The sequence below is a fragment of the Deltaproteobacteria bacterium genome (genome assembly GCA_016874755.1).
Lineage (GTDB): Bacteria > Desulfobacterota > Binatia > UBA9968 > UBA9968 > DP-20.
The window spans coordinates 1-20,298 of sequence record VGTH01000026.1 but is presented as its reverse complement, the minus strand read 5'-3'; the positions used below and the strand labels follow the sequence as shown (position 1 = coordinate 20,298).

Annotated in this window: 24 protein-coding genes; 15 read left to right on the top strand and 9 right to left on the bottom strand. The window is 57.6% G+C overall.

The features are described 5' to 3' along the window. The first annotated feature begins 128 nt into the window (after positions 1-128). The gene (locus FJ145_16180; protein ID MBM4262955.1) at positions 129-1,406 is read left to right on the top strand and encodes a sigma-70 family RNA polymerase sigma factor; all 1,278 of its coding nucleotides are present in this window, start codon (positions 129-131) and stop codon (positions 1,404-1,406) included. A 157-nt stretch (positions 1,407-1,563) separates the two neighbouring features. Here FJ145_16180 and FJ145_16175 read toward each other — a convergent pair whose 3' ends face one another. From FJ145_16175 to FJ145_16160, 4 genes are all read right to left on the bottom strand, one after another. Beyond that, entirely contained in the window at positions 1,564-2,913 is a 1,350-nt protein-coding gene (locus FJ145_16175) for a sigma-54-dependent Fis family transcriptional regulator (GenBank protein MBM4262954.1), read from the bottom strand. A gap of 442 nt (positions 2,914-3,355) precedes the next feature. Further along, a complete protein-coding gene (locus FJ145_16170; protein MBM4262953.1) occupies positions 3,356-3,667 on the bottom strand; it encodes a TolC family protein in 312 nt (103 codons plus the stop codon). Between the two features lie 27 nt (positions 3,668-3,694). Beyond that, positions 3,695-4,120 (bottom strand): hypothetical protein, encoded by a 426-nt coding sequence (locus FJ145_16165; protein MBM4262952.1) that lies wholly within the window; start codon positions 4,118-4,120, stop codon positions 3,695-3,697. 45 nt (positions 4,121-4,165) lie between these two features. Then, positions 4,166-4,849 (bottom strand): TetR/AcrR family transcriptional regulator, encoded by a 684-nt coding sequence (locus FJ145_16160; protein MBM4262951.1) that lies wholly within the window; start codon positions 4,847-4,849, stop codon positions 4,166-4,168. 219 nt (positions 4,850-5,068) lie between these two features. Here FJ145_16160 and nagZ point away from each other — a divergent pair, with 219 nt between their 5' ends. Beyond that, a complete protein-coding gene (gene nagZ / locus FJ145_16155; GenBank protein MBM4262950.1) occupies positions 5,069-6,172 on the top strand; it encodes a beta-N-acetylhexosaminidase in 1,104 nt (367 codons plus the stop codon). Here nagZ and FJ145_16150 read toward each other — a convergent pair. Both FJ145_16150 and mtnA read right to left on the bottom strand, forming a co-directional pair. Beyond that, complete coding sequence (locus FJ145_16150; protein ID MBM4262949.1) at positions 6,157-7,512, bottom strand: glutamate--cysteine ligase; 1,356 nt, start codon at positions 7,510-7,512, stop codon at positions 6,157-6,159. The genes nagZ and FJ145_16150 overlap by 16 nt on opposite strands. Further along, positions 7,499-8,530, bottom strand: a complete 1,032-nt coding sequence (mtnA, locus tag FJ145_16145; protein ID MBM4262948.1) for an S-methyl-5-thioribose-1-phosphate isomerase — start codon at positions 8,528-8,530, stop codon at positions 7,499-7,501. The genes FJ145_16150 and mtnA overlap by 14 nt, the downstream gene beginning before the upstream one ends. Before the next feature lie 67 nt (positions 8,531-8,597). On the opposite strand from mtnA, the gene FJ145_16140 reads away from it, so the two are divergent. After that, positions 8,598-8,855 (top strand): hypothetical protein, encoded by a 258-nt coding sequence (locus tag FJ145_16140; GenBank protein MBM4262947.1) that lies wholly within the window; start codon positions 8,598-8,600, stop codon positions 8,853-8,855. 32 nt (positions 8,856-8,887) lie between these two features. Here FJ145_16140 and acpS read toward each other — a convergent pair whose 3' ends face one another. After that, positions 8,888-9,280 carry a holo-[acyl-carrier-protein] synthase gene (gene acpS, locus FJ145_16135; GenBank protein MBM4262946.1) on the bottom strand — a complete coding sequence of 131 codons (393 nt, stop codon included), beginning with the start codon at positions 9,278-9,280 and terminating at the stop codon, positions 8,888-8,890. 68 nt (positions 9,281-9,348) lie between these two features. Here acpS and FJ145_16130 point away from each other — a divergent pair, with 68 nt between their 5' ends. The 8 genes from FJ145_16130 (at position 9,349) to FJ145_16095 (ending at position 15,603) form a co-directional block, all read left to right on the top strand. Next, complete coding sequence (locus FJ145_16130; protein MBM4262945.1) at positions 9,349-9,978, top strand: hypothetical protein; 630 nt, start codon at positions 9,349-9,351, stop codon at positions 9,976-9,978. Between the two features lie 9 nt (positions 9,979-9,987). Further along, entirely contained in the window at positions 9,988-11,397 is a 1,410-nt protein-coding gene (locus FJ145_16125; GenBank protein ID MBM4262944.1) for a DUF1565 domain-containing protein, read from the top strand. Between the two features lie 281 nt (positions 11,398-11,678). Beyond that, a complete protein-coding gene (locus tag FJ145_16120) occupies positions 11,679-12,785 on the top strand; it encodes a hypothetical protein (GenBank protein ID MBM4262943.1) in 1,107 nt (368 codons plus the stop codon). A gap of 137 nt (positions 12,786-12,922) precedes the next feature. Continuing rightward, entirely contained in the window at positions 12,923-13,831 is a 909-nt protein-coding gene (locus FJ145_16115; GenBank protein ID MBM4262942.1) for a 2-pyrone-4,6-dicarboxylate hydrolase, read from the top strand. A 448-nt stretch (positions 13,832-14,279) separates the two neighbouring features. Then, a complete protein-coding gene (locus FJ145_16110) occupies positions 14,280-14,465 on the top strand; it encodes a PIN domain-containing protein (GenBank protein MBM4262941.1) in 186 nt (61 codons plus the stop codon). After that, positions 14,462-14,767, top strand: coding sequence for a toxin-antitoxin system HicB family antitoxin (locus tag FJ145_16105; protein MBM4262940.1), 306 nt, complete (start codon positions 14,462-14,464; stop codon positions 14,765-14,767). Before FJ145_16110 ends, FJ145_16105 begins: the two co-directional genes overlap by 4 nt. A gap of 19 nt (positions 14,768-14,786) precedes the next feature. Further along, positions 14,787-15,233, top strand: coding sequence for a hypothetical protein (locus FJ145_16100; protein ID MBM4262939.1), 447 nt, complete (start codon positions 14,787-14,789; stop codon positions 15,231-15,233). A 76-nt stretch (positions 15,234-15,309) separates the two neighbouring features. Then, positions 15,310-15,603, top strand: a complete 294-nt coding sequence (locus FJ145_16095; protein ID MBM4262938.1) for a hypothetical protein — start codon at positions 15,310-15,312, stop codon at positions 15,601-15,603. A 94-nt stretch (positions 15,604-15,697) separates the two neighbouring features. On the opposite strand, the gene FJ145_16090 is transcribed toward FJ145_16095, so the two are convergent. Further along, positions 15,698-16,795 (bottom strand): amidohydrolase, encoded by a 1,098-nt coding sequence (locus FJ145_16090; GenBank protein ID MBM4262937.1) that lies wholly within the window; start codon positions 16,793-16,795, stop codon positions 15,698-15,700. 241 nt (positions 16,796-17,036) lie between these two features. On the opposite strand from FJ145_16090, the gene FJ145_16085 reads away from it, so the two are divergent. From FJ145_16085 to FJ145_16075, 3 genes are read left to right on the top strand one after another with little or no spacing between them, the layout of a single operon-like run. Then, positions 17,037-18,086, top strand: a complete 1,050-nt coding sequence (locus FJ145_16085) for a hypothetical protein (GenBank protein MBM4262936.1) — start codon at positions 17,037-17,039, stop codon at positions 18,084-18,086. A 32-nt stretch (positions 18,087-18,118) separates the two neighbouring features. Further along, on the top strand, positions 18,119-18,514 hold the full coding sequence (locus tag FJ145_16080) for a VOC family protein (protein MBM4262935.1): 396 nt from the start codon (positions 18,119-18,121) through the stop codon (positions 18,512-18,514). Positions 18,515-18,563: 49 nt separating this feature from the next. Then, positions 18,564-19,124 carry a glutathione peroxidase gene (locus tag FJ145_16075; GenBank protein ID MBM4262934.1) on the top strand — a complete coding sequence of 187 codons (561 nt, stop codon included), beginning with the start codon at positions 18,564-18,566 and terminating at the stop codon, positions 19,122-19,124. 125 nt (positions 19,125-19,249) lie between these two features. Here the strand turns inward: FJ145_16075 and FJ145_16070 are convergent, their stop codons facing one another. Further along, positions 19,250-19,819, bottom strand: coding sequence for a cytochrome c (locus FJ145_16070; protein ID MBM4262933.1), 570 nt, complete (start codon positions 19,817-19,819; stop codon positions 19,250-19,252). An 80-nt stretch (positions 19,820-19,899) separates the two neighbouring features. On the opposite strand from FJ145_16070, the gene FJ145_16065 reads away from it, so the two are divergent. Continuing rightward, positions 19,900-20,298, top strand: a 399-nt coding sequence (locus tag FJ145_16065) for an Hsp20/alpha crystallin family protein (protein ID MBM4262932.1), incomplete at its 3' end; no start/stop codon positions are given.

The following is a 20,298-nucleotide window of genomic DNA, read 5'->3' as shown; positions in this document are numbered from 1 at the left end:
CTGAAGAGGGCGATGAAGAGTCCAGCGAAAAGACCTCTGTCAGCGGCGAGCTGAGCCTGATCCAACAATACTTGCAGGACATCGGCGCGGTGCCTTTGCTCAGTCGCGAGCGCGAGATCGAGCTGGCAATGGCGATCGAGAGCGGTCAAATCGAAATCTTCCAGGCGCTTTATTCCGTGCCAATGGCGGTGCGCCATGTCCTGGCACTGGGAGAAGCGGTGGCCGATGGCAGTCTCGAACTACGCGCCATTCTCGAACGGTCAGAGGAGGGTGAGGAGGAAGGCGTCAGTCTGGTCGACCCCAAGCCTTTTCTCAAACTGATTGCGAAGCTGCGCCGGTTCGAAATGCAACGCCAGGAGATTCGCCGGGAGTTGCACAAGGCGCGGGTGTCGCAGCCCCGTCGGCAGCTGCTGGAACGAAGCGCAAGCAAGGCCACGGCGTCGACTTATGAAGCGATTCGCTCGCTCCGACTTGCCGGCGAACAGCACGATAGGCTGGTGAGCCGCGTGAAGGGGCTGGCCGAGAGGGTGGTGCGCTTGCAGGCGCAGAGGAGCACGGCCACACGCGCGGGGCGCGAAGCGATCGCGCGTGAGACTGCTGCCATCGAAGAATCGTGCGGCATTTCGGTTCAGGAGCTGGACCAGGTGGTCAAAGCGATCGAGCGTGGCGAGGCCGTGGTGCGAGTCGCGAAAAAAGAGTTCACCGAGGCCAACCTGCGGCTGGTGGTGAGCATTGCCAAGCGCTACATGAATCGCGGCTTGGCGTTTTTGGACCTGATTCAAGAGGGCAACCTGGGATTGATGCGTGCCGTGGAGAAATTTGACTACCGCCTCGGCTTTCGTTTCTCCACCTACGCGAGTTGGTGGATCCGCCAGGGGATCACCCGCGGCTTGATCGACACCGGTCGCACCATCCGTGTGCCGGTGCATCGGGTCGAGACCCGTAACAAGGTTCTGCACAGCGCACAGTATTTACAGAAGCAGCTGGGCCGTGACCCGCGCCCCGAGGAACTCGCCAAAGAGATGCGGGTATCGGTCGAAGAGCTGCTCAAAATGACCCAGACCCAGGTCGAGCCGGTGTCGTTGCAAACGCCGGTGTGGGAAGACGGCGATGAGTTGGAAGACTTTGTCGAGGACCGCATCCACGCGCAACCGGAGCAGCAAGCCGCCGAGTCCAATCTGTGCATGGAAGTGCGCAAAGCGCTGGCGGTGTTGACGCCGCGCCAGGAGGCCGTCCTGCGCAAACGCTTCGGCATTCAAGAAAAGCGCGATTACACGCTTGAGGAGTTGGGCAATATGTTCGCGGTCACGCGCGAGCGCATTCGCCAGATCGAGCAAAAGTCGCTGCAGATCTTGCGCAACCCGCGCCGCCGCCGCACGGCGGTGGCAGTAGTCGATCTTAATTAGTCAAGAAGAAGAAACCACGAAACCCACAGCGTGGGGCGTAGCCGCAACCAGAGAAAAGCATAGCCGCAAAAAACGCAAAAGGCGCAAAAAAGAATTTCGAGGGGCGGGTTTTAAACCCGCTCCTCCTTTCGTGTGTTTTGTGGTTTTTTCCCCTCCGCTACTCCTGCACCCCGAGTTTTTCAATCTTGCGATAGAGCGTCGATAGGCTGAGGCCGAGAAGTTCGGCGGCGCGGATCTTATCGCCGGCGGTCTTGCCCAGGGTACGCTCGATGTGGCTCTTTTCGTAGAGCTCTACCGCTTTGGTGAGATTGTCCTCCATGCCGTACGGGCCGTCGTCGTCGGCTTGTTGCCCGGGCAGATCGGCAGGCGAGATCCATTCACCGTTGCCGAGGATCATCGCCCGTTCGAGCACGTTGTCGAGTTCGCGGATATTGCCCTTCCAGGGCAGCGACATGAGCACGCGCATGGTCGCGCTGTCGACGCCTTTGTAGTTGGTTTTCATCTCGATGTTGTGGCGCCGAATCAGATGCTCGACCAGACTGGGCAAATCCTCGAGCCGCTTGCGCAGCGGCGGTATGGTGATCTCAAAAACGTTCAAACGATAGTACAGGTCTTCGCGAAAGCGGCCAGCCTCGACCTCGGCCTTCAGGTCGCGATTGGAGGCGGCCAAGATACGCACGTTGACCCGCACCGGCGTCGTCGAGCCCACCGGCAGGACGGTTTTTTCCTCCAACACGCGCAGCAGTTTGGGCTGCAGGCTCAGCGGCATCTCACCAATCTCGTCCAAGAAGATGGTGCCACCTCGGGCGCGCTGGAACAGGCCCTCCTGGGAGTTGACCGCGCCGGTGAAAGAGCCTTTGACATGGCCGAAAAGTTGGCTCTCCAGAAGGTTTTCCGGAATCGCGCTGCAATTGACCGGCAAGAATACGTTATCTTTCGAAGGGCTTTGGGCGTGAATCAGCCGTGCGACGACTTCCTTGCCGACGCCGCTTTCGCCGCTGATCAATACGGTGGTCGGCGTCGGCGCGACTTTTCTGATCATGGCGACAATTTCCTGCATTGCCGGGCTCCGGCCGAGGGGCCGTTCAGGGTTGAAGTGGCCGTCGACTTCGCGCTTGAGTAGTTGATTCTCCCAGGCGAGCTTGCGGTGCGACATAAGATTTTCGATCTTGCGGGCGACATCTTCGAAGATCAGCGGCTTGAGGAGATAGTCCTGCGCGCCCTTGCGGATCGCCTGTACGGCGGTCTCCACGGAAGCATGGGCGGTCATCAACATCACCAGGGTTTGCGGCGAGATTTCCCGCGTGTATTCAAGCAGCGCCAGGCCGTCCGGTCCAGGGATCATCAAATCGGTAAGCACCAAGTCGAGATCCTGCTGCTGGATGATCTCTTTGGCTTGGTTGCCGTTGCCGGCGTCGAAGACTTCGTAGCCATCGCCGCGCAACAATTCGCAAAGGCTCTCGCGAGCTAGCTCTTCGTCTTCGACAACTAGTATGGTTCCCGGCATTGGTGTGGACCTCTCACATTTCGCATAGATGAAAATACTCTCGGGAAAATTCGCATGGTTGCAAAAAAGTCGCGTGAATCGCCGCGTATACGTCTTCGATTTTCCAACACCGCAAATAGAAGGCCAGCGCTCAGGCGCGCTACGCTTTTTCCTAAGCTTACGAATTGAGTCGCGGCTTTGCGAATGTTTTTGTGGTTTGGCGGTCCCTACCGAGCACAAAGCTGTGACAAGATCAAGGTATTCTTGCTGCGGCGGCACCGCGGCTGTGGCATGGCCATTGCTGCTGATTCTTTATAGACCGATCGGCGGAGGTGATTTATGGCAAATGAAACTGAACTCTTTTATTTGGTCATGCTAGTCCTCTTGACGTTGATCATGCACTTCTTCCTGGCGCGACGCGACGGCAAGCGACGATAGCAGGCTGCAACGTGGCTCTGGGCCGCTACGGAGTCCAACCGCCGCCCAAAGCTTTGTAAAGCGCGACCAAATTGTTCGCCATGGCCGCATCGCTTTGGGTGAGATCGTTCTCCGCAGTGAAAAGCGAGCGCTGCGCGTCGAGGACGTTTAAGAAGCTGTTCAAGCCGCGCAGATAAAGTTCGTTGGCCAGCGTGAAGGCGCGCCGGTTGGCGGCTACTGCGTCGATGAGCGCTGCGTTGCGGTTCTGTTCGTTGGCATAATTCACCAGCGCGGTTTCGACGTCGCGCAACGCCGTCAGTAAGGTGCTTGGCTTTAAAGAAAATACCTCGCGACCTATGAGCGTTGAACCTGAACCCTAGTCTTGCTAAGCCGCCCGGCGCCGTGGCGCCGAGCCCGAGCTCTCGGTTTTTCTTTTCGTGCCGCAGCCGCCCTGTGCTTGCCATTGGCGCAATCCCCGGCGCAGATAGTCCGGGTTGAGATCGAGCAGCGCACAAACCGAGCTGAACGAAAAAATCCAATCTTGCTCATCGGCAAAAATCCAAGCTTCGGCTTCTTCAAAGAGCCGCCGCTTGCGCGGATGTTGTGCACCGCAATTGTCTTGAAACGTGTTGATGCCGTCTTCCAAAACCGCGATCACCAGGCGTTGTTCCGGCTCCAAAGGCAGCTGGCGGCGGTAGGTGTCGGTAAATTGATGGTTGGCCAGAGTGTCGGGCTGAAACAACGCGCCGATCCGCTCCTCGGCGCCGCTGCTGGATTCCTGATGGTTGTTAGTTTTTTTGCTCTCGAACATAAATTCCTCCTCCACTACAAGTGGCCATTTACTTACCAAGCCAAATCAGCCGGCGAGTAAGGCCATCACTTTGGGGTTATAGTGCCGTTCGATGACTTCCTCTTTGAGCCCCAGTCCGCGCAACGCGAACAGCGTCGCCTGCTCCACTAAAGTCTCCTCGCTGGCTTTGTACTGAATCGCCGGCACCGCCGGGTGGCGGTGCAGCATCAGCGAAAAACCAATGTGCTGGACGAACCACATGGACAGATCGCCGCGCCGATCGTTGGTTTGCAGCGCATTGGCTTTGACGGCCTGCTTGATACAGGCTTCAAATTTGCGCGTCCAAGCATCCGCATATTTTTGATACGTCAGGCGCGCGTAGCCGCCGTCGGCGAGAAGACTGCGCACCATCAGTGCATTGGTGGCGGCCTTTTCGGGTTGATGGTTGTGGGCGTAATAGGAGATCGTAAAGTGCACCATCACCGCCAGCGTTGCCACTGACGGATCGAGCGCCAAAATCCGGTTGAACTCAGCAAACAGCGGCCCCTTCGCCGACGCTTCGAGCATCGCCGCATAGAGCGATTCTTTGCTGGGAAAATGTTTGTAAATCAGCGCCTCGGAAACCCCGGCCGCTTTGGCCAGCTCGCGCGTCTTGGTCCCGTCAAATCCCTTTTCGGCAAACAGTGTGCGTACCGCGCCAACGATCGCCTGCCGGCGTTCATCTGAGTGTAATCTCGGGCTGCGTTTCATGGTTATTAGTTAGCATTTACTTACTTATTCGTCAAGCCGCCCACGTTCTACTAAATTTATGTGGTAATTGGCGTTCTGAAGGCGGAGGGTCTGCCCGTATGACCGCACGGAAAAGCAGATCCTTTGCTGGCGCTCAGGTTGACAAAGCCGCGGATTGTGCGCATCGCGGTCTACAGAAAGGAAGAGCCGGTCGCCGAGCGTAATCTTTGAAGCCGCTTGATGGACGCGCTATCCTCGCATCCGATGATTGCGCTGCAAGAAAAACTGGGCCAGTTATTCATGATCGGGCTGCGCGGTGAAGATCTCAGCGCCGACGAACGGTTGACGATTGAAGAGTACGGCTTCGGCGGTGTGGTGCTTTTCAAAAACAACTGTCGAGACGCTGCCCGCGTCGTCGAGTTGTGCCGCTCGCTCTGGGAAAGCGGCGCCTTAGCGCCGCCGTTTATCGCCGCCGATCAGGAGGGCGGCAGCGCCCATCGATTGCCCGAGCCATTTACCCACTTTCCAGCACCGGAAAAATTGGGCCGCACCGGCAAACCGGAACTGGCCTTTAGCGCTGGGCGCGCCACCGCCGATGAGCTCGTGCTTGCCGGCATCAATATGAATTTTGCGCCGGTGCTCGATGTCAATTCCAACCCCAACAATCCGGTCATCGGCGAGCGCGCCTTCGCGAATAACCCAGCGGACGTGATTCGCTACAGCGAACGGTGGATCGCCGGGCTGCGTAGCGGCGGCATCATCCCCGTTGGCAAACACTTTCCCGGCCACGGCGATACCGACAAAGACTCGCACCGCGATTTGCCGGTGGTGGCGCGGCCTTTGGAAGAGCTGAAGCAAATCGAGCTCGCGCCATTCGCGCACGCTTGTAAGACTCATATCGAAGCGCTGATGACCGCCCACGTGGTCTACCAAGCCCTTGATCGACAATTCCCCGCGACGCTGTCAGAAAAAATCATCACCGGCCTATTGCGCCACCAGCTGGGCTACGAAGGCGTGGTCTTCAGTGACGCCCTGGAGATGAAGGCGATCGCCGATCACTACGGCGTCGAGCAATCGGCGGCGCTGTGTGTCAACGCCGGCGTCGATGTCTTGCTCTACTGCGACGGTCTAGAAAAACCGGTGCGCTGCTTCGAATATCTCGCGGACGCTGCCGAGAACGACGCCCAACTGCGCGCCCAGATCGAGCGGAGCTACACACGCGTGATGCATCTCAAGGAAAGATATCTAAAAGAATTCACCGGAGTTGGGGGCACGGAGTTGGATCTCTGTCTGGCGCAGCTTGATCACCAACGAATTGTCGATGAAATCTACGGCAGCTTATAAGCGCTGTAGGCGATCAGCTTGCGGACGTCTTGCTTTAGCTCGCCCTCCCATTTTTCGATCAACAGGTCTGCGGGGCATTTGCCTTTGTCGATTAAGTCTTTCAGGGGGCGGAGATAGATGGTCTCGTTGTCGCCGAGGTCGTTGACGGCGTTCTGGCGCGATAGGCCGGTCCAGGCGATTTCGGTCAGCTCTTTGGCCAAGTCCAGTAGCGAGTAGCGACGAAATCTGGTGGCCAGCGCGTTGACGTGCGAGTCGAGATAGACTTCGTTGCGTTCGTCCCAACTCCAGCCCTTCACCAGATCCCATGCCGCTTGCAGGCAATCAGAATCGTAAAACGCCCCTTTGATCAGCGCCGACAGGGCCGGCATCAACTCGGGCGGTTGGCTGTCGACGGAGCGGATTTCGATGTAGCGCTTGATGCGGGTTTCTGGAAACAGTGTGGTCAAATGATCGGACCAATCTTCCAGCGTGGCGCGCTGGCCGTTGTGGCCATATTGCATGTATTGGCGGAACGTCCGGCCGGTCATGTTAATGTAGTCGTGGTTGCGGATGATGAAATACATCGGCACGTCGAGGGCGTATTCGACGTAATGAGCAAACGAGGCGTCGGCTTCGAAGGCGAATTTCAATAAGCCCTGCCGACTCTTGTCGGTGTCGGTCCAGATGTGCTCGCGGAAGCTGCGGTAGCCGTTTAACTCGCCGGCGCAAATCGGCGAGTTGGCGAACATGGCGATCAAGACCGGCGCCAAGCCCATGCCGGTGCGAAATTTCATGATCGCGTCTTTCTCGTCGAGAAAATCGATGTTGGCTTGCACGGTGGCGGTCTGCTTCATCATGCGCTGGCCGAGCTTGCCCACCGTCGGCATGTAGGGGCCCATGATGCGATAGCGCTTTTTCGGTACCCATTCGATCTGGTCGAGCTTGCTGAAAGGCTGCATGCCCAGGCCGAGAAAAACGATGTCCATCGGCTTGCAGACTTCGATCAACTCGCGGATGTGCTGGGTGAATTCGGCGTTGGTGCAGTGGATGGTTTCGCAGGGCTCGCCGCTCAGCTCGATCTGGCCGCCGGGTTCTAGGGTGATCTGCGCTCTGTCGCGCGACAGAGCAATGATGTTGCCGTCTTGTTCTTCCGGCTCCCAGCGAAAACGGTCGATCAGCTCACGCAGGATGCGATCGACGCCGCGCTTGCCAAAGTAGGGGATCGCCTGGCCGGTGTGCCGGTCGATGCCGACTTTTTCGTACTCGGTGCCGACGCGCCAGCGATCTTTGGTCTTGCCGGCGTTGTGGAAGTAGGCTTCCAGCTCGTCGTGTTTTTCGATGACGTGTTCAGTGGCTGACATGGCTGCGAATATTCTGCCGGTACGGCGGTTGGATCACGCCTTTTTCCGTAATGATCGCAGAGATGAGCTCCTGCGCGGTCACGTCAAAAGCGGGATTGAATATTTTCATCCCCTTGGGCGCCAACTCCTTGCCGAAAATATGCGAGACCTCTTTCGGGTCGCGCTGCTCGATCGGGATATCTTTTCCGGTCGGGCAATCGATATCGATCGATGAGGTCGGCCCCGCCACATAAAAAGGAATACCATGGCGTTTGGCGAGCACGGCCACGGTATACGTGCCGATCTTATTGGCGACATCGCCATTGGCGGCAACGCGGTCGCAGCCAACGACCACGGCGTCTACTTTGCCTTGCTGCATCAGATAGCCGGCCATGTTGTCGGTCACCAACGTCGCGGGAATTTTCTCTTTCTGCAGCTCCCACGCGGTCAATCGCGCGCCTTGGAGAAACGGCCGCGTCTCGTTGACCCAAACTTCGAACTCTTTGCCGCGCTCTTTGAAAGCGCGCATGACCCCGAGGGCGGTGCCATATCCTGCGGTGGCCAAGGCGCCAGCATTGCAATGGGTCATGAGCTGTTTGGCATTGCCCAAAAGCTGCGCGCCGTATTGGCCAAGCCGTTTGTTGGCTTCAATATCTTCCTTATACACCTTTTGCGCTTCGGCTTTGAGGGCCTTTTTGACAAAGGCCACGCCGCGCCGGCGATTTTCATTATAAACCTTGCGCATGCGCTCGAGCGCCCAAAACAGATTGACCGCAGTGGGCCGAGTCTGGGCCAGGGCGGTGACGATGTTTTCGAAGTCGCAATCGAAGTTTTTCTCTTTGGCCGCCATGGCTCCGAGCGCGGTGCCCATGGCCGCCGCCACGCCGATGGCCGGCGCACCGCGGATGACCATGGAACGGATCGCGTCGGCAACCTCTAAATAATTGCGGCAAACCCGGTAGACCTCGCGTTGTGGCAGTAAACGCTGATCGATCATGATGACCCGATCGTTTTTCCACTCGATGGTTTTTACCGCCATAACGTCGTTCCTATTTTCGCGAAGAGCGAGTATATTAGCTCACCAAAGGAAGCGTCAAGGGCGACTCGTGGATTTCTATCATCTCTTCGGTTATCTCTCCGGTTTGCTCTTCATCAAACCCGACATGGATGCCGTCACATTGCTGCGCACCGGAGCGATGGTGCATGTGCTCGACGCGACTCTTTGCCTGGTGGTGGCCAGTCAATCCGGCCGCTCGAAAGTTCTCTGGACCCTGGCGGGCTTGGTGTTTGGCATTTGGGCGTTGGCGGCGATTTTTCTGCTGCCGGCGAAGGTTCAGACAAAGATGATTGAAGATAGAGAATAGAATGCCCCCTTCTCGAATTATTATTTCGACGACTACTCCACATCCTGTGCGATGACGTAGGCTAGGCCGTGATCCTTGGTGTGGGTAATCGACAGCACCCAACTGCGCACGCCCAGGTGAGCGGCCCACTCGGCGGTCTTGTGATGCAGGACGATCGATGGTTTGCCGCTGCGGGCGCGCGCCACTTCGATCTCATTCCACGCGACTTTCGAGCCCCAGCCGCGGCCGAGCGCTTTCATGACCGCTTCCTTGGCGGCGAAGCGGCCGGCGTAGCTTTCGTATTTGCCGCGGTTTTTGCTTTCGCAATAGGCGATTTCCGCCTCGGTGTAGACGCGCTGGCGAAAGCGCCTGCCGATACGTTGGTCGTCGAGTGCCTGCTGAATGCGCGCCACTTCGATCAAGTCGACTCCCGAGCTAATAATCATTAAAAGCGCGCCTCCTTGCTCACTATGAAACGAATTTCTATATTAACCAAAGCGTAATTCACCCGACCATGCAACCAACTCACCATTGGGCAAAAAGAAACGGCGGCAGCGCCAGCGTGTTGGCGCTCCTGTGCGCGGTTCTTTTGTGGGGCTGCACGACTACCACACCGCCGGTGCAACTGCCCAAAGACCCGGCCACGCGGCTGCAAGAAAAGCTCGACGAATTGGCGGAAAATGGCGGGCGCACGCCGGTGCCGCCGAAAAATCTTGCCTTTGCCGAAGATGAAGTGAATCTGCTAGTGGCGCGCTACCTCAAGGAAAACGCTCCCCAGGCCATCGGTGAGCCGCAGGTCACAATCGTCAGCGAGTCGCGCCTGGTTGCGCGGGTGCTGGTCGACGTCGATGAGTTCAAGCGCAACCGTAAGCGTAACAGCGGACCGCTAAATTTTCTTTCCGGCAAAGTTCCGGTGCTGGTGCGCGGTGACGTCGTCGGCCAAAATGGCCGCGGTCAGTTTCGGCTGCAGTCGGCCGAAGTCAACGGCTTTAACCTGCCGAGATCTCTGGTCCTAGAGCTTTTGGCCAACCACACCCGCAGCCGCGATTTCCCCCAGGGCTTTGATATCGAGAAACCGTTCGACCTGCCGCACAGGATTCGCGAAATGGGGCTGCGCCCCGGCGAAGTTTGGGTGCGCCAGTAGGTAAACCCCATGCAAAAGTTTCCCGTTTCAGTTGCGATAATGATGGTCTTGATGTTGTTCGCGCTGTTGGCCTGTGCCACGTTGCAAAGCAAAAGCGGCGGCTCAGTCGGTGCTCAGCCTTTGCCCTCGCAACCCATGGCCGCGCCGGGCGGATCTTACTATGTCGCCCCCAACGGGAGTGACAACAACCCCGGCACCCTGACACAGCCATTCAAAACGCTGCAAAGAGCCGTTCCTCGGCTCAGGCCGGGAGAAACCTTGATCGTGCGCGCCGGTGAGTACGACACTGGCCTGGGGCTTTCTGGCGGTCTCTCGCACGGTGGCGCATCTATTATTCCATCCGGCACCTCGTGGGATAATCCGGTGACGATTAAAGCCTATCCGGGTGAGAGGCCGGTGTTTCGCCGCTACCTGCCGCCGGGCCACCCTCATAGCGAAGAAGAAGTCCGTAACTCCGTGCACCTATCGACGTATGAGGAGTGCGCCAGGTTTGCGAGCTATGGGTTGGTCAAGGATTTCCCTCATTCGTGTTGGCAAGGCAGCGGCAACAATCAACCGGCGGGCGGCTTATTTTGGCAGGCGCCGAAAGGGTTCGTCCCCCACTATGTGTTAGATTTCTACAACATTCGGGTGCCGGTGCGTTTTCTAATCATTGACGGTATTGACCTCGATGCTAAGGGTATTGTGCCCAACCCAGTGGGGCTGAGCGATTTCGCTGATCATATTCGGTTCCAAAATTTGGAAATTCGCTACGGCATCGGCAGCTGCATCACACAGTGGGCCAAAAAGAGCAATCGAGACTTCGATCTTCAGTTTATTAGAACCAAGATTCACAGCTGCGGCGTGCCCTTCGACACCAACAAGGTGAATGGCGTGTTGGCGCGCAAAAATGGCCATGCGCGCTTCTGGCATGGTTGGTACTTGCACGCCGGTGGCGCCCGATTCATTGACTCTGAGTCATACAACCATGCGGGTACGGGGTTGAGCCCGGACGGTAACAACATCGTCGTGCGCAATTCGTACATTCACGATAACGCCGTGCAAGGGATTTACATCAGCGGGGGTGATAACTGGACAATCGAGAACAATGTTTTTTCTAACAATGGGGCTTATCAAATCCATAATGTCCGAGGCAAAGGTCACTCTATCCGCAATAACACTATCGTGGCTGGCCCGCGCAACGACTTCACGAAAACAGGCGTCAATAGTTACGGAATCTTTTTGCAATCTAGCTCCGGCGATTCCGTGCACGAAAGCAATATTGTTGATGGATTTCGCTACGGTATTTACAACCAATCTACAGGGGCGACACCGAATGTCGTTAGAAACAATCTCATCCGCAGCAAACCGGCCGGATCGGAAATCTACAATGAACATGGTTCTAAACCCCCACTCACATCAGGAAACCTGCTCAAATGAGGACCCCCTCTTTGTCAACCCTGCCGCAGGAGACTTCCGCTTGCAGCCGAGGAGCCCAGCCATCGGTAAGGCAGCCAATGGCGCTAATCTGGGTGCCAAATGACGGCTCGATCTCCGATCTAACAGCCATAAAATAGTTTTATTCCTGTTTGACTTCCGGCTTCCACCTCTGCTATTGGGTTAAGCCCGGATTTAGGGCGGCCCCTTTGTGCCAAGATTTGGCAGGGATGTCGGGCCCATAAGGCCAGGCACGGCTCAACAGCTTTGTGGAGGGTCACAACATGGATGGTTTGCTACGCGATGCGGCTCAGTTCACTCAACTCGAACTACTCGTTACACAGCAGCGCTACGACGAGAGCCTGAAGTTGCTCAATGAAGCGATTGCCAAAAATCCGCAGGATCGCGACGCCTATTTGTGCCGCTTGCTGGTGGCGCGGATTGTGGTCCTGCGCCGTCAGCTAGCTGAGCTCCCATCGCTGCGATCATCGAAACGCAAAGTTCTCTCCTTTTGCTCAGCCTTGGTCCAACCGCGACATATTGGCTGGGATGCGCTCTACCGTAACGCCATCCAGTGGCGTCCTCGCCGGGCGATGCTGTGGATGGGGGGCATCAAGGACTGCATAGTTTTGCAGATGCAGCGGTTGCGAGCGATTCGCACGATCCAGAAGCAGCAAGCACGAGCGAGTACCGCTCAGCGCATCCGTTTATCCAGTGAGCCACGCGGTCTGAGTCAGCGTTTGCGGCACGGGCCGCTGCCGCTGACGGCAGTTTCCGCTGTGAGCCTGTTGGCAGTGGTTACTGTGACGGTTGGACTTCTAAGAAGCGGCGACATGAGCAATCAGCAAGTACGGGCGAACGTTGTCGCTGTCTCCTCTGTTACCAAACCGCCGGTCGCGCCGGCGGCGAGCCTACTGCCGGCCCAGCCGTCAGTCAGCGCGGCCGCGCCGGCTGGCAACGCGCCGAAGGCAGAGGACCAAGGCAGTTCGGCGCTCCGCGAGTCTGCGGAAACGGCTGCGCTTAAGACTTTACCACCTGCAGTAAAGGCGCCTGTCAAAGAATTGAAAAAAGCCGCAAAAGCGCCGCGCCACCCTGAGCCGGTTGCGAAAACGGCTCCGCTAGCCGTGCGGCAGGAGTCTCAGGAAGTCGCCGAAAACAAAAAACTCATTGGTGGCGCTGCCACTCGAATCAGCACTCACTTTTACCGCGCCCGGCGGCCCATCGCGGTTAGGCAAGCGGCGAAATACGCCGCGCCCACCGTGGAGACGCTTGCCGAAGGGGCGGTCGTAGCGGTGCTCGACGTAAAGAATTCCTGGGCAAGAGTGACGCTCAACGGCAATGCGCCAGGCTTTGTGCGCATCGAATATCTTGCCCCGGTCGAAATACCATAGAGCAGCCTAACGCAACGTTCTTCGACACGGCGCGGGCTTGAGAGGTGGTAGCCGCGCCGCTGCGCATTTTCCCGCCCGTTCGTGTATAGAAGAATCTCGATGACGCGCTCGCGTTCAATTCACGCCGCAATGGGAGAATGCCGATGGCTACCCGCACAGCCGCAGGAGAAAAAATCTACGAATGGCATCGCAATCCGCGCATGCCGGTGCCGGCGCCGCCCGCGGAAAGCTGCGATTGCCAGTTTCACATCTATGCCGATCCGGTGAAATTTTCACCGCGCGCCAATGCGCCCTATCCGCCGATCGAGAGCGCGACATTCGCCGAAGCGCGGCGCATGCACAAAGCGATCGGCTTCGAGCGCGGTGTGATCGTGCACAGCGCAATCTATGGCAGCGACCATCGATCGTTACTGCACGAGCTCGAAGCGCTAAACGATCCGGCGCACTACCGCGCCATTGGCATTCTCGACGATAGAGTTTCTGAGAGCGAAGCGGCGCGGCTGCATGCCGCCGGCGTGCGCGGCGCGCGCTTTAACTTTGTCCGTTTCTTCGCCATGGAACAGCGCGAGGCGGAGGTGCGCCGCAACATGGCGCGCCTGCGCGAGCTGGGTTGGCACGCGCGGCTCCACGTCAACGGCGAAGACCTGTTGGAGAATTCCGCCCTCCTGCGCTCGATCAAAGACGTGCCGATGGTCATGGACCACTTTGGCCACGTGGGCTTCGAAGGCGGCATGGAGCGCCCGGTGATCAAGTGGGTGCTCGAATCGCTCAAGCGCGAGAACTGGTGGGTGATGATCTCCAACGGCAACCGCGATTCCAAAATGGACGCCGGCTGGGACGATGCGATTCCCTACGGCAAAGCGTTCATCGAAGCCGCCCCGGACCGCATCATCTGGGGCACCGACTGGCCCCACCCGCAATGGAAAAAGCGCATGATGAACGACGCCGAAGAAGTCGAATTGTTGTATCGCTACGTCGACAACGACGCCGCGTTGCTGAAAAAGATCTTAGTAGACAATCCCGCGCGGCTGCACGGCTTTGTGTGAGCGAACGAAGTGCTACGCCGGCAGGCCCGATCAGAGTAGGCCTGAAGGCTACGCTCGTTCCGCATTGACGACTCCCGAAAGACGGGGACCTCTGCAGGTATATTAATATACGAGGCCACGGATATTGGGTATACGAGCGCGAGCGCGAATTGACAGGTTGTTGATTTCAGGCGCAAATTCTCTTTGGTCATGCTCGTATAATTAGTAGCCGAGATCAGTTCACTCAATGCGGGATTTTCTCACGCTCGCATCCCCTGCTGTGAAAACGGCGCCTCTATGATAAACTCCAACTCGTTCGAAGCGGTATATTCTCGATGATGCTCACGGCAGGACGCAATCGCGCTGGTCTCAGCGATAGGCAGGTCGAGTACTGCGTAGAGGTTTGGACTGTTCTGTGCGGCGACGCGCCGATTGCCCTTGAACCTGCTAATGCGGTAAGCGCCAAGCTATTCACTTTTTGTGGCGTCCGCTTCTGCGTGATCCGAACGATGAGTTCGTACTCGAAGTGGCCGTAGCGGCTCGCTGTCAATATGTCATGACGCACAATGTCCGCGACTTTGTGGGCGCGGAACGTTTTGGCGTCAAGGTCCTACGACCAGGTCAATTCTTACGACAGTTGGAGGAATCGCCATGAGCATGTTGAGTTTGCGGCTGCCAGAGTCGGTGCATAATAAAGTGCGCGATCTGGCTGCAAAAGAGTCCATATCCATCAACCAATTCATCTCTACGGCTGTTGCGGAGAAGATGGCCGCCCTGTTAACGGAAGAATACCTGGAGGAGCGAGCACGTCGGGCGGACCCTGCGGCATTTGATCGCATATTGGCTGTCGTACCAGATGTTCCGCCGATACCCGGCGATGAGCGACAGCCGTTCAGAGTCGACAAAAAGCCTAACAAAAGGATGGGGCGAGCGCGAAAGACGCGTCGCTCATTCTGACGTTGAGGCGGCACGGAGCGTGAAGCGAAGCTACGGCTCATGGTTGCTTCGTCTGCTGCGTGGTGGCGTGATGTTGTCCGCGGGGGAACAGCAGGTGCTAGCCTTGTTGGTGGCAGAGCTTCCGCCGCATCTGCGCGCTGTTGCGGAAGCCCAGTTTGCCGAGTACAACCTTGTCCAACGCGAGGTTGATGGCCGAGCTTTGAATTTCTACAAAGTGGGTCTGTTCTCAATGGCACCGCTTCCGGTTTCGCAGCTGCTGAAGTCAAAGCAAGAGGAAGCGCTGCTTATCCGTGTCGGAGTGCAGATGGGAGAGCCAGATCCCCTGCACGCGACACTCACCGCGTTAAATGGGCGCGTCTTCTGCGCCGCATTTAGCAGGCGAGTGCCTGAGACTCAGCACGGGTTCAAAGTCAGCGAGGTTGTGCATGCGTGGAAGTCGAACTTTTCTTCCAACAGTGCCGCTTAACCATCGAGCGGACGTCCCAAAGGCTTCGCCTTTGTGCCGCCGCTCGTCCTAACGTCAGTCGCGACGAGGAGGCTTCGTGCTCATCGTTAATAACCGTATGCTTCTGCGCCGCAGGATCTTGACCACCACGTCTTTTGCGCAGCCCGCGAAAACTATGCAACTCAGGATCGCGGGCGGGCAAACTATCTCGGTGACCGTTGACGATCGTGGACCGTTTCCAGTGGAAGACGCTCGTGTAAAGATCACGGTGGCTGGAATTATTGTTCGACTTCGTGAGGACATTAAGCAGCCACAACTCGTTTGGAACTTCAGTTTACGCGCCAACGACAGCCAGCCCGTAAGTGCGGTGAAGGTTGATGAGTGCCGTTAAGAGTGAAAGCAGCACTGAATAACAACTCACTCCAGCGGGCCGCCACCGGCGAATTGAGCGCTTTACCAAGTCGGCGTTCGTATCGAGAGAAGGCTCAGTTCGCTGCCAACCGATAAAACCGCGCGGCGTTGCCGCGCAGGATCGCTTGCTTGGCGGTGGCGCTGATTTCTTCGCGCTCACTTAGCTCGTGGATTTCTTGGGTCACGGTCTGCACGTTGACCTCGTGGGGGAAATCCGACGAGAACATAAACGCTTCTTCACCGGCGACTTTGATGGCGTAGGCCAAGTCCGATTCGCCGCCCTCGATGCCGATCACCATGCGGCCGGCTTTGATCAGACCGCGAATGTAATCGGCGACGCTTTGTCCTTTGGGCAATTGCAGCAGCTCGCCGCGCGGGTTGACCGGCGTGCCGGCTTCATAGGAACGCGACAGGCGTTCGAGCGCCATCAAGAACCACAGCGGCCCGCCTTCGAGATAGGCGACGCGCAGGCCGGCGAAGCGCTCGAATAAATTGTTCAGCACCATTTCCGCCAGCGCGATGGCGAGCGACATCGGATGGCCGATGGCGTTGGCGCCGGTGGAGATGTTCATCGTTTCCATGCCCAAGTCCCAATGGCCGCCGCCATGCACGACGACGGGGCAGCCCAGGCGTGCCGCTTCGGCGTAGACCGGCCAGTAATGTTTGGCGCCGAGATTCAAATGCACACCGGTGGCAGGGAAGAGCACCGCACTCAGGCCGAGTTTGGTATCGGCGCGCTGCAGTTCTTCAACGGCGGCTTCGGCATCGTGCATCGGTATGATCGCGACGCCTTTGAAGCGCGCATCGCGCCGCACGTAAGTTTCGGCCAGCCAGTCGTTGTAGGCGCGCGCCGCGCCGATGGCATAGTCGCGGTCGACAATGCGGCCGATGCGTTGGCCGGCAGTTGGGAATAGCACAGTGCTGTCGATCTGCACTTCGTCGAGGAATTTCATCCAGCCCTCCGGGCCGGGGTTTTTGAAACGGCCTGCGGAATCGGTGGCAAAGGCGCCGGGCGGTGTGCGCGTCAACGAATATTGGATGTGGCTGTTGAGTGGAAAAACGCCGCTGCGCAGCCGGCCACCGACCGAGCTGTAAGGGAAATGTTTGGCAATGGCATCGCCGTCTTCGAAGATGTGGCCGTCGCCGTCGATGATTCTTGGCAGTTGGGACATGGAAGCCTCCTGTGAGAGTTCCGCGATACCACCTGGCAGTGGAAATTGTCAACTTGAGATTCACCAGAAAAGTTCTCACCACGAAGGCACGAAGGGCACGAAGTTCGGAAAAGGAGTTAACCCAACTAATCCTTCTCTAAACTTCGCGTCCTTCGTGCTTTCGTGGTGAGCTTCTGCCCGTTTGCTCGCTGCGCACTGACGCGCTATGGTCCGATCAAATTTGCCAATCAGGAGGCTTTCCATGGCCGACACCAGACCGAACTATTCCACGCCAAGCGCCGTCCGTTCTGTGACTTCCTATCCGGCGCGCCGCGGTTTTAAGCAGGGGCCCGTCGATCCGTCGCTCGACTATGTGATCGGCGTCGACGATTCCATCGACATCCATTGCCATGCCCACGAAGGACAGCAGGATGCCCTCGGCGTTGCCAAGCTGGCGTCGAAAAGCCACATGAAAGGCATTCTCTACAAGACCATCGTCGGGCGCAGCAATCCCGCCGGCACGGTGGCCGGTGTGCGCCAGGCGCTTGAAGCTTGGTGCGGAGAGAAGGGCTACACACCGGTGCATGTCTGGCCAGGTTGTTCGGTGACGCAAGGTTTTCTCTCGAAGCTTGAGCCGTCCTGGTGTCTAAAGAATATCAAAGCCGGCTGCGTCGGTTTGTGGATGCCGAACAACACGTCGGCGAATACCTTAAACATCGTCGGCGGCAAGCCGAGCGCGTGGGACAAGAACGCCGATCCGAAAGCGCACACCGACCCGCTGTCATGGGAAGACTCGCTCAAGTACGGTCACTATCTACTCAATGACAAAGGCAAACTCTTGCCGGAAATCGAAGAGATCTTTCGCATTGCCCACGACCACAACGTCGCGGTGTTTTTCGGTCATCCGACCAAACCGGAGTTTCGCGCCATGGTCGAGTATTGCCAAAAAATCGGCTTCAAGCGCGGTGTCGTCGATCACCCGTTTAGCCCGTTTGTCAGTCTGACCATCGACGAAATGAAAGAAGCGGGTGAGGCCGGGCTGTGGTTGAATTTTACCTATGATGAATTGTCGCCGCTGCTCGGCATCGATCCCGGCAATATGTACAAAGCGATTCGCACCGTCGGTCCGGAGCATTGCACATTGTCGTCCGATGCCGGCGAGCCGCTATTCCCGAATTCAGTAGAATCGCTGCGTTTGCTGCGCGGCCACATGTCGGCCTTTGGCTGCACTGACGACGAGATCTATTCGATGTGCACGGTCAATCCGTCCTTCATTGTCGGACTAGAGCCGCCGGCGCGGCGGGCGCACTAAAACGAGGGGGAACGGTTTGAACGGATCATGACATGAAACCCCTCGCCGACCGCTTCGATCATATCGTCCTCACGGTGGCGGACATCGACGCCACCGTGCAATTTTACGCGCGCGTGCTTGGTTTCGAAAAAGAAGAGTTTCCCGGGTCGGACGGCAAGCCGCGCTACGCGCTGCGTTTTGGCAACAGCAAGATCAATCTGCAAACTCTGGCCACCGACACCGCCAACAAGGCGCAGGTGCCGACCTTGGGCTCGGCGGATTTTTGCATGGTGGCGAGCGCGCCGCTCGACCAGATCGTCGCGCATTTGCGCGCCGAGCAGGTCGCTATCATCGGTCCGGTCGGCCGGCGCGGTGCGATGGGGCAGATGAGCTCAGTTTATTTTCGCGATCCGGATCGAAATCTTGTCGAGGTATCGGAGTATCTGTAGCGCACCATTCGGATCGGTGCGCACGGCCCACCCTACGGGAACAAAATTCATGCATATGCGAGCGGTTGTCCGGTTAAGCACCGTTGTTCTCATGCTGGGAACATCGCTGCCAAGCTTTGCGGCAGAGGCTTCGTGCACGCCGACGCTTAACCACAAAGCATTCAACCTGATGGACGAGCCGGTGTCGCTGTGCCAGTTTCAAGGCAAAGTGGTGCTGATAGTCAACACCGCCAGCGAATGCGGCTACACGCCGCAGTACGACGGCCTGGAGAAAATTTACCGACGTTATCGGGATAGGGGTTTTGTCGTCCTGAGTTTTCCCGCCAACGATTTTGGCGGCCAGGAGCCTGGCAGCAACCGAGAGATCGCGCAGTTTTGCCAGGTCAATTACAACATCAGTTTCCCGGTTTTCGCCAAGAGCTCAGTGGTCGGAGCTAAAGCTAGTCCGTTCTTTCGTGAGCTTGCGGCCAAGACCGGCAAAGCGCCGCAATGGAACTTTTACAAGTATCTACTTGACCGTAAAGGGCAACCGGTCGCTTCGTTCGAAAGCGGTGTGGAGCCCGAGGACAAGCGCATCACCAGCGAGATCGAAAAAGCCCTCAGGAAATAGGAAAAAAATCAAGAATGCTTCGACGGGCTCAGCATGAACGGATTTATCTGAACGATTGCACCCTCGGTCCGTTCGCCCTGAGCTCAGTCGAAGGGCTCAGATTCTTTCCCCAACCGATAGTGTCCCTACTCCTGAATGTGCTGTAAGTAGAAAACCAAGCTGAGAATCCGCCCCGCCGCCTGCGCCCGCGCCGGGCTGTCTTCGCCGCCGGCGTCGGCGCGAAAGCGCGCGCCCCAAACCGGCATCTCTCTGGCGCCGTGGCCGCGCACTTCTTCACGGCCGTCGATAATCCGATAGGTTTGCCAGAACGGAAAGCGCCCGGAGTTTTTTTTCGCCAGGGTCGTTAGGTCGGTGGGCGCCACGGTCAAGAATCGCTTCATCAATCCTTGCCCTTTGCCGTCGATGCCGTGGCACACGGCGCAGTTGCGTTGATACTCCAGCTCACCCGCTCCGATAACTTCCATTTCTTGGCTCCATGCCCGCTGCACGGTCGACACGCCGACCGCAATAACAACCAGCAAGGCCGCCCCGACTGCTGCGTATGCTTTCATAGCGCCTCCGCTCATTGAAAATTGTGCAATTACAGTGCCGAAGTATTTCTTCGCGTGCGCCTTTCGGAAATCGCAATGTTGAAAAAACCCGCGCCGATCTTTTGCAACTTTGCAAAGAGGGCTTGGTGTTGCGTTGAAAATCATAGCGATTGGGATGGCACGTTGCTTGCGGTTTCTCGTCTATGGAAAGTTAAAACAATTTTCACACAAAGGAGGAACCGGCAATGGCGGACAAAGCGAAAGAAAAAGAAAACAAGGCGGTAACACCGTGGCGTCCAGCAATGGATTTGGCACGTTGGGAAAGAGATATGGACCGAATGATGGAGGACTTCTTCGGCCGCCGGATGAGATCGTGGCGGCCGGAGCGCTGGTTCGAGGGGGCGGATATGGAGCTACGCGCGCCGGCGGTCGACCTCTATGAGGAGAAAGACGATATCGTCGTGAAAGCCGAGCTTCCGGGCATCGAGAAGGACAACCTGGAAGTGAACTTGACTGACCATAACTCCGCTCTAAGGTTCCGCACCGACGGTCAACGGCACATACGTAGACGCGGATGCTGGGCGGCAGTTTGGGGCGGTATAATCGAGCGGGTGACCCGGCGACTGGTCAGCGCCGCTGTTCGT

Coding starts and splice junctions, on each gene's coding strand:
- FJ145_16120 (MBM4262943.1), top strand. CDS start 11,679: ATGGATGGTTTGCTACGCGATGCGGCTCAGTTCACTCAACTCGAACTA.
- FJ145_16085 (MBM4262936.1), top strand. CDS start 17,037: ATGGCCGACACCAGACCGAACTATTCCACGCCAAGCGCCGTCCGTTCT.
- acpS (MBM4262946.1), bottom strand. CDS start 9,280: ATGATTATTAGCTCGGGAGTCGACTTGATCGAAGTGGCGCGCATTCAG.
- FJ145_16105 (MBM4262940.1), top strand. CDS start 14,462: ATGAGCATGTTGAGTTTGCGGCTGCCAGAGTCGGTGCATAATAAAGTG.
- mtnA (MBM4262948.1), bottom strand. CDS start 8,530: ATGGCGGTAAAAACCATCGAGTGGAAAAACGATCGGGTCATCATGATC.
- FJ145_16150 (MBM4262949.1), bottom strand. CDS start 7,512: ATGTCAGCCACTGAACACGTCATCGAAAAACACGACGAGCTGGAAGCC.
- FJ145_16080 (MBM4262935.1), top strand. CDS start 18,119: ATGAAACCCCTCGCCGACCGCTTCGATCATATCGTCCTCACGGTGGCG.
- FJ145_16075 (MBM4262934.1), top strand. CDS start 18,564: ATGCATATGCGAGCGGTTGTCCGGTTAAGCACCGTTGTTCTCATGCTG.
- FJ145_16160 (MBM4262951.1), bottom strand. CDS start 4,849: ATGAAACGCAGCCCGAGATTACACTCAGATGAACGCCGGCAGGCGATC.
- FJ145_16070 (MBM4262933.1), bottom strand. CDS start 19,819: ATGATTTTCAACGCAACACCAAGCCCTCTTTGCAAAGTTGCAAAAGAT.
- FJ145_16090 (MBM4262937.1), bottom strand. CDS start 16,795: ATGTCCCAACTGCCAAGAATCATCGACGGCGACGGCCACATCTTCGAA.
- nagZ (MBM4262950.1), top strand. CDS start 5,069: ATGGACGCGCTATCCTCGCATCCGATGATTGCGCTGCAAGAAAAACTG.
- FJ145_16125 (MBM4262944.1), top strand. CDS start 9,988: ATGCAAAAGTTTCCCGTTTCAGTTGCGATAATGATGGTCTTGATGTTG.
- FJ145_16180 (MBM4262955.1), top strand. CDS start 129: ATGGCGATCGAGAGCGGTCAAATCGAAATCTTCCAGGCGCTTTATTCC.
- FJ145_16115 (MBM4262942.1), top strand. CDS start 12,923: ATGCCGATGGCTACCCGCACAGCCGCAGGAGAAAAAATCTACGAATGG.
- FJ145_16165 (MBM4262952.1), bottom strand. CDS start 4,120: ATGTTCGAGAGCAAAAAAACTAACAACCATCAGGAATCCAGCAGCGGC.
- FJ145_16175 (MBM4262954.1), bottom strand. CDS start 2,913: ATGCCGGGAACCATACTAGTTGTCGAAGACGAAGAGCTAGCTCGCGAG.
- FJ145_16130 (MBM4262945.1), top strand. CDS start 9,349: ATGCAACCAACTCACCATTGGGCAAAAAGAAACGGCGGCAGCGCCAGC.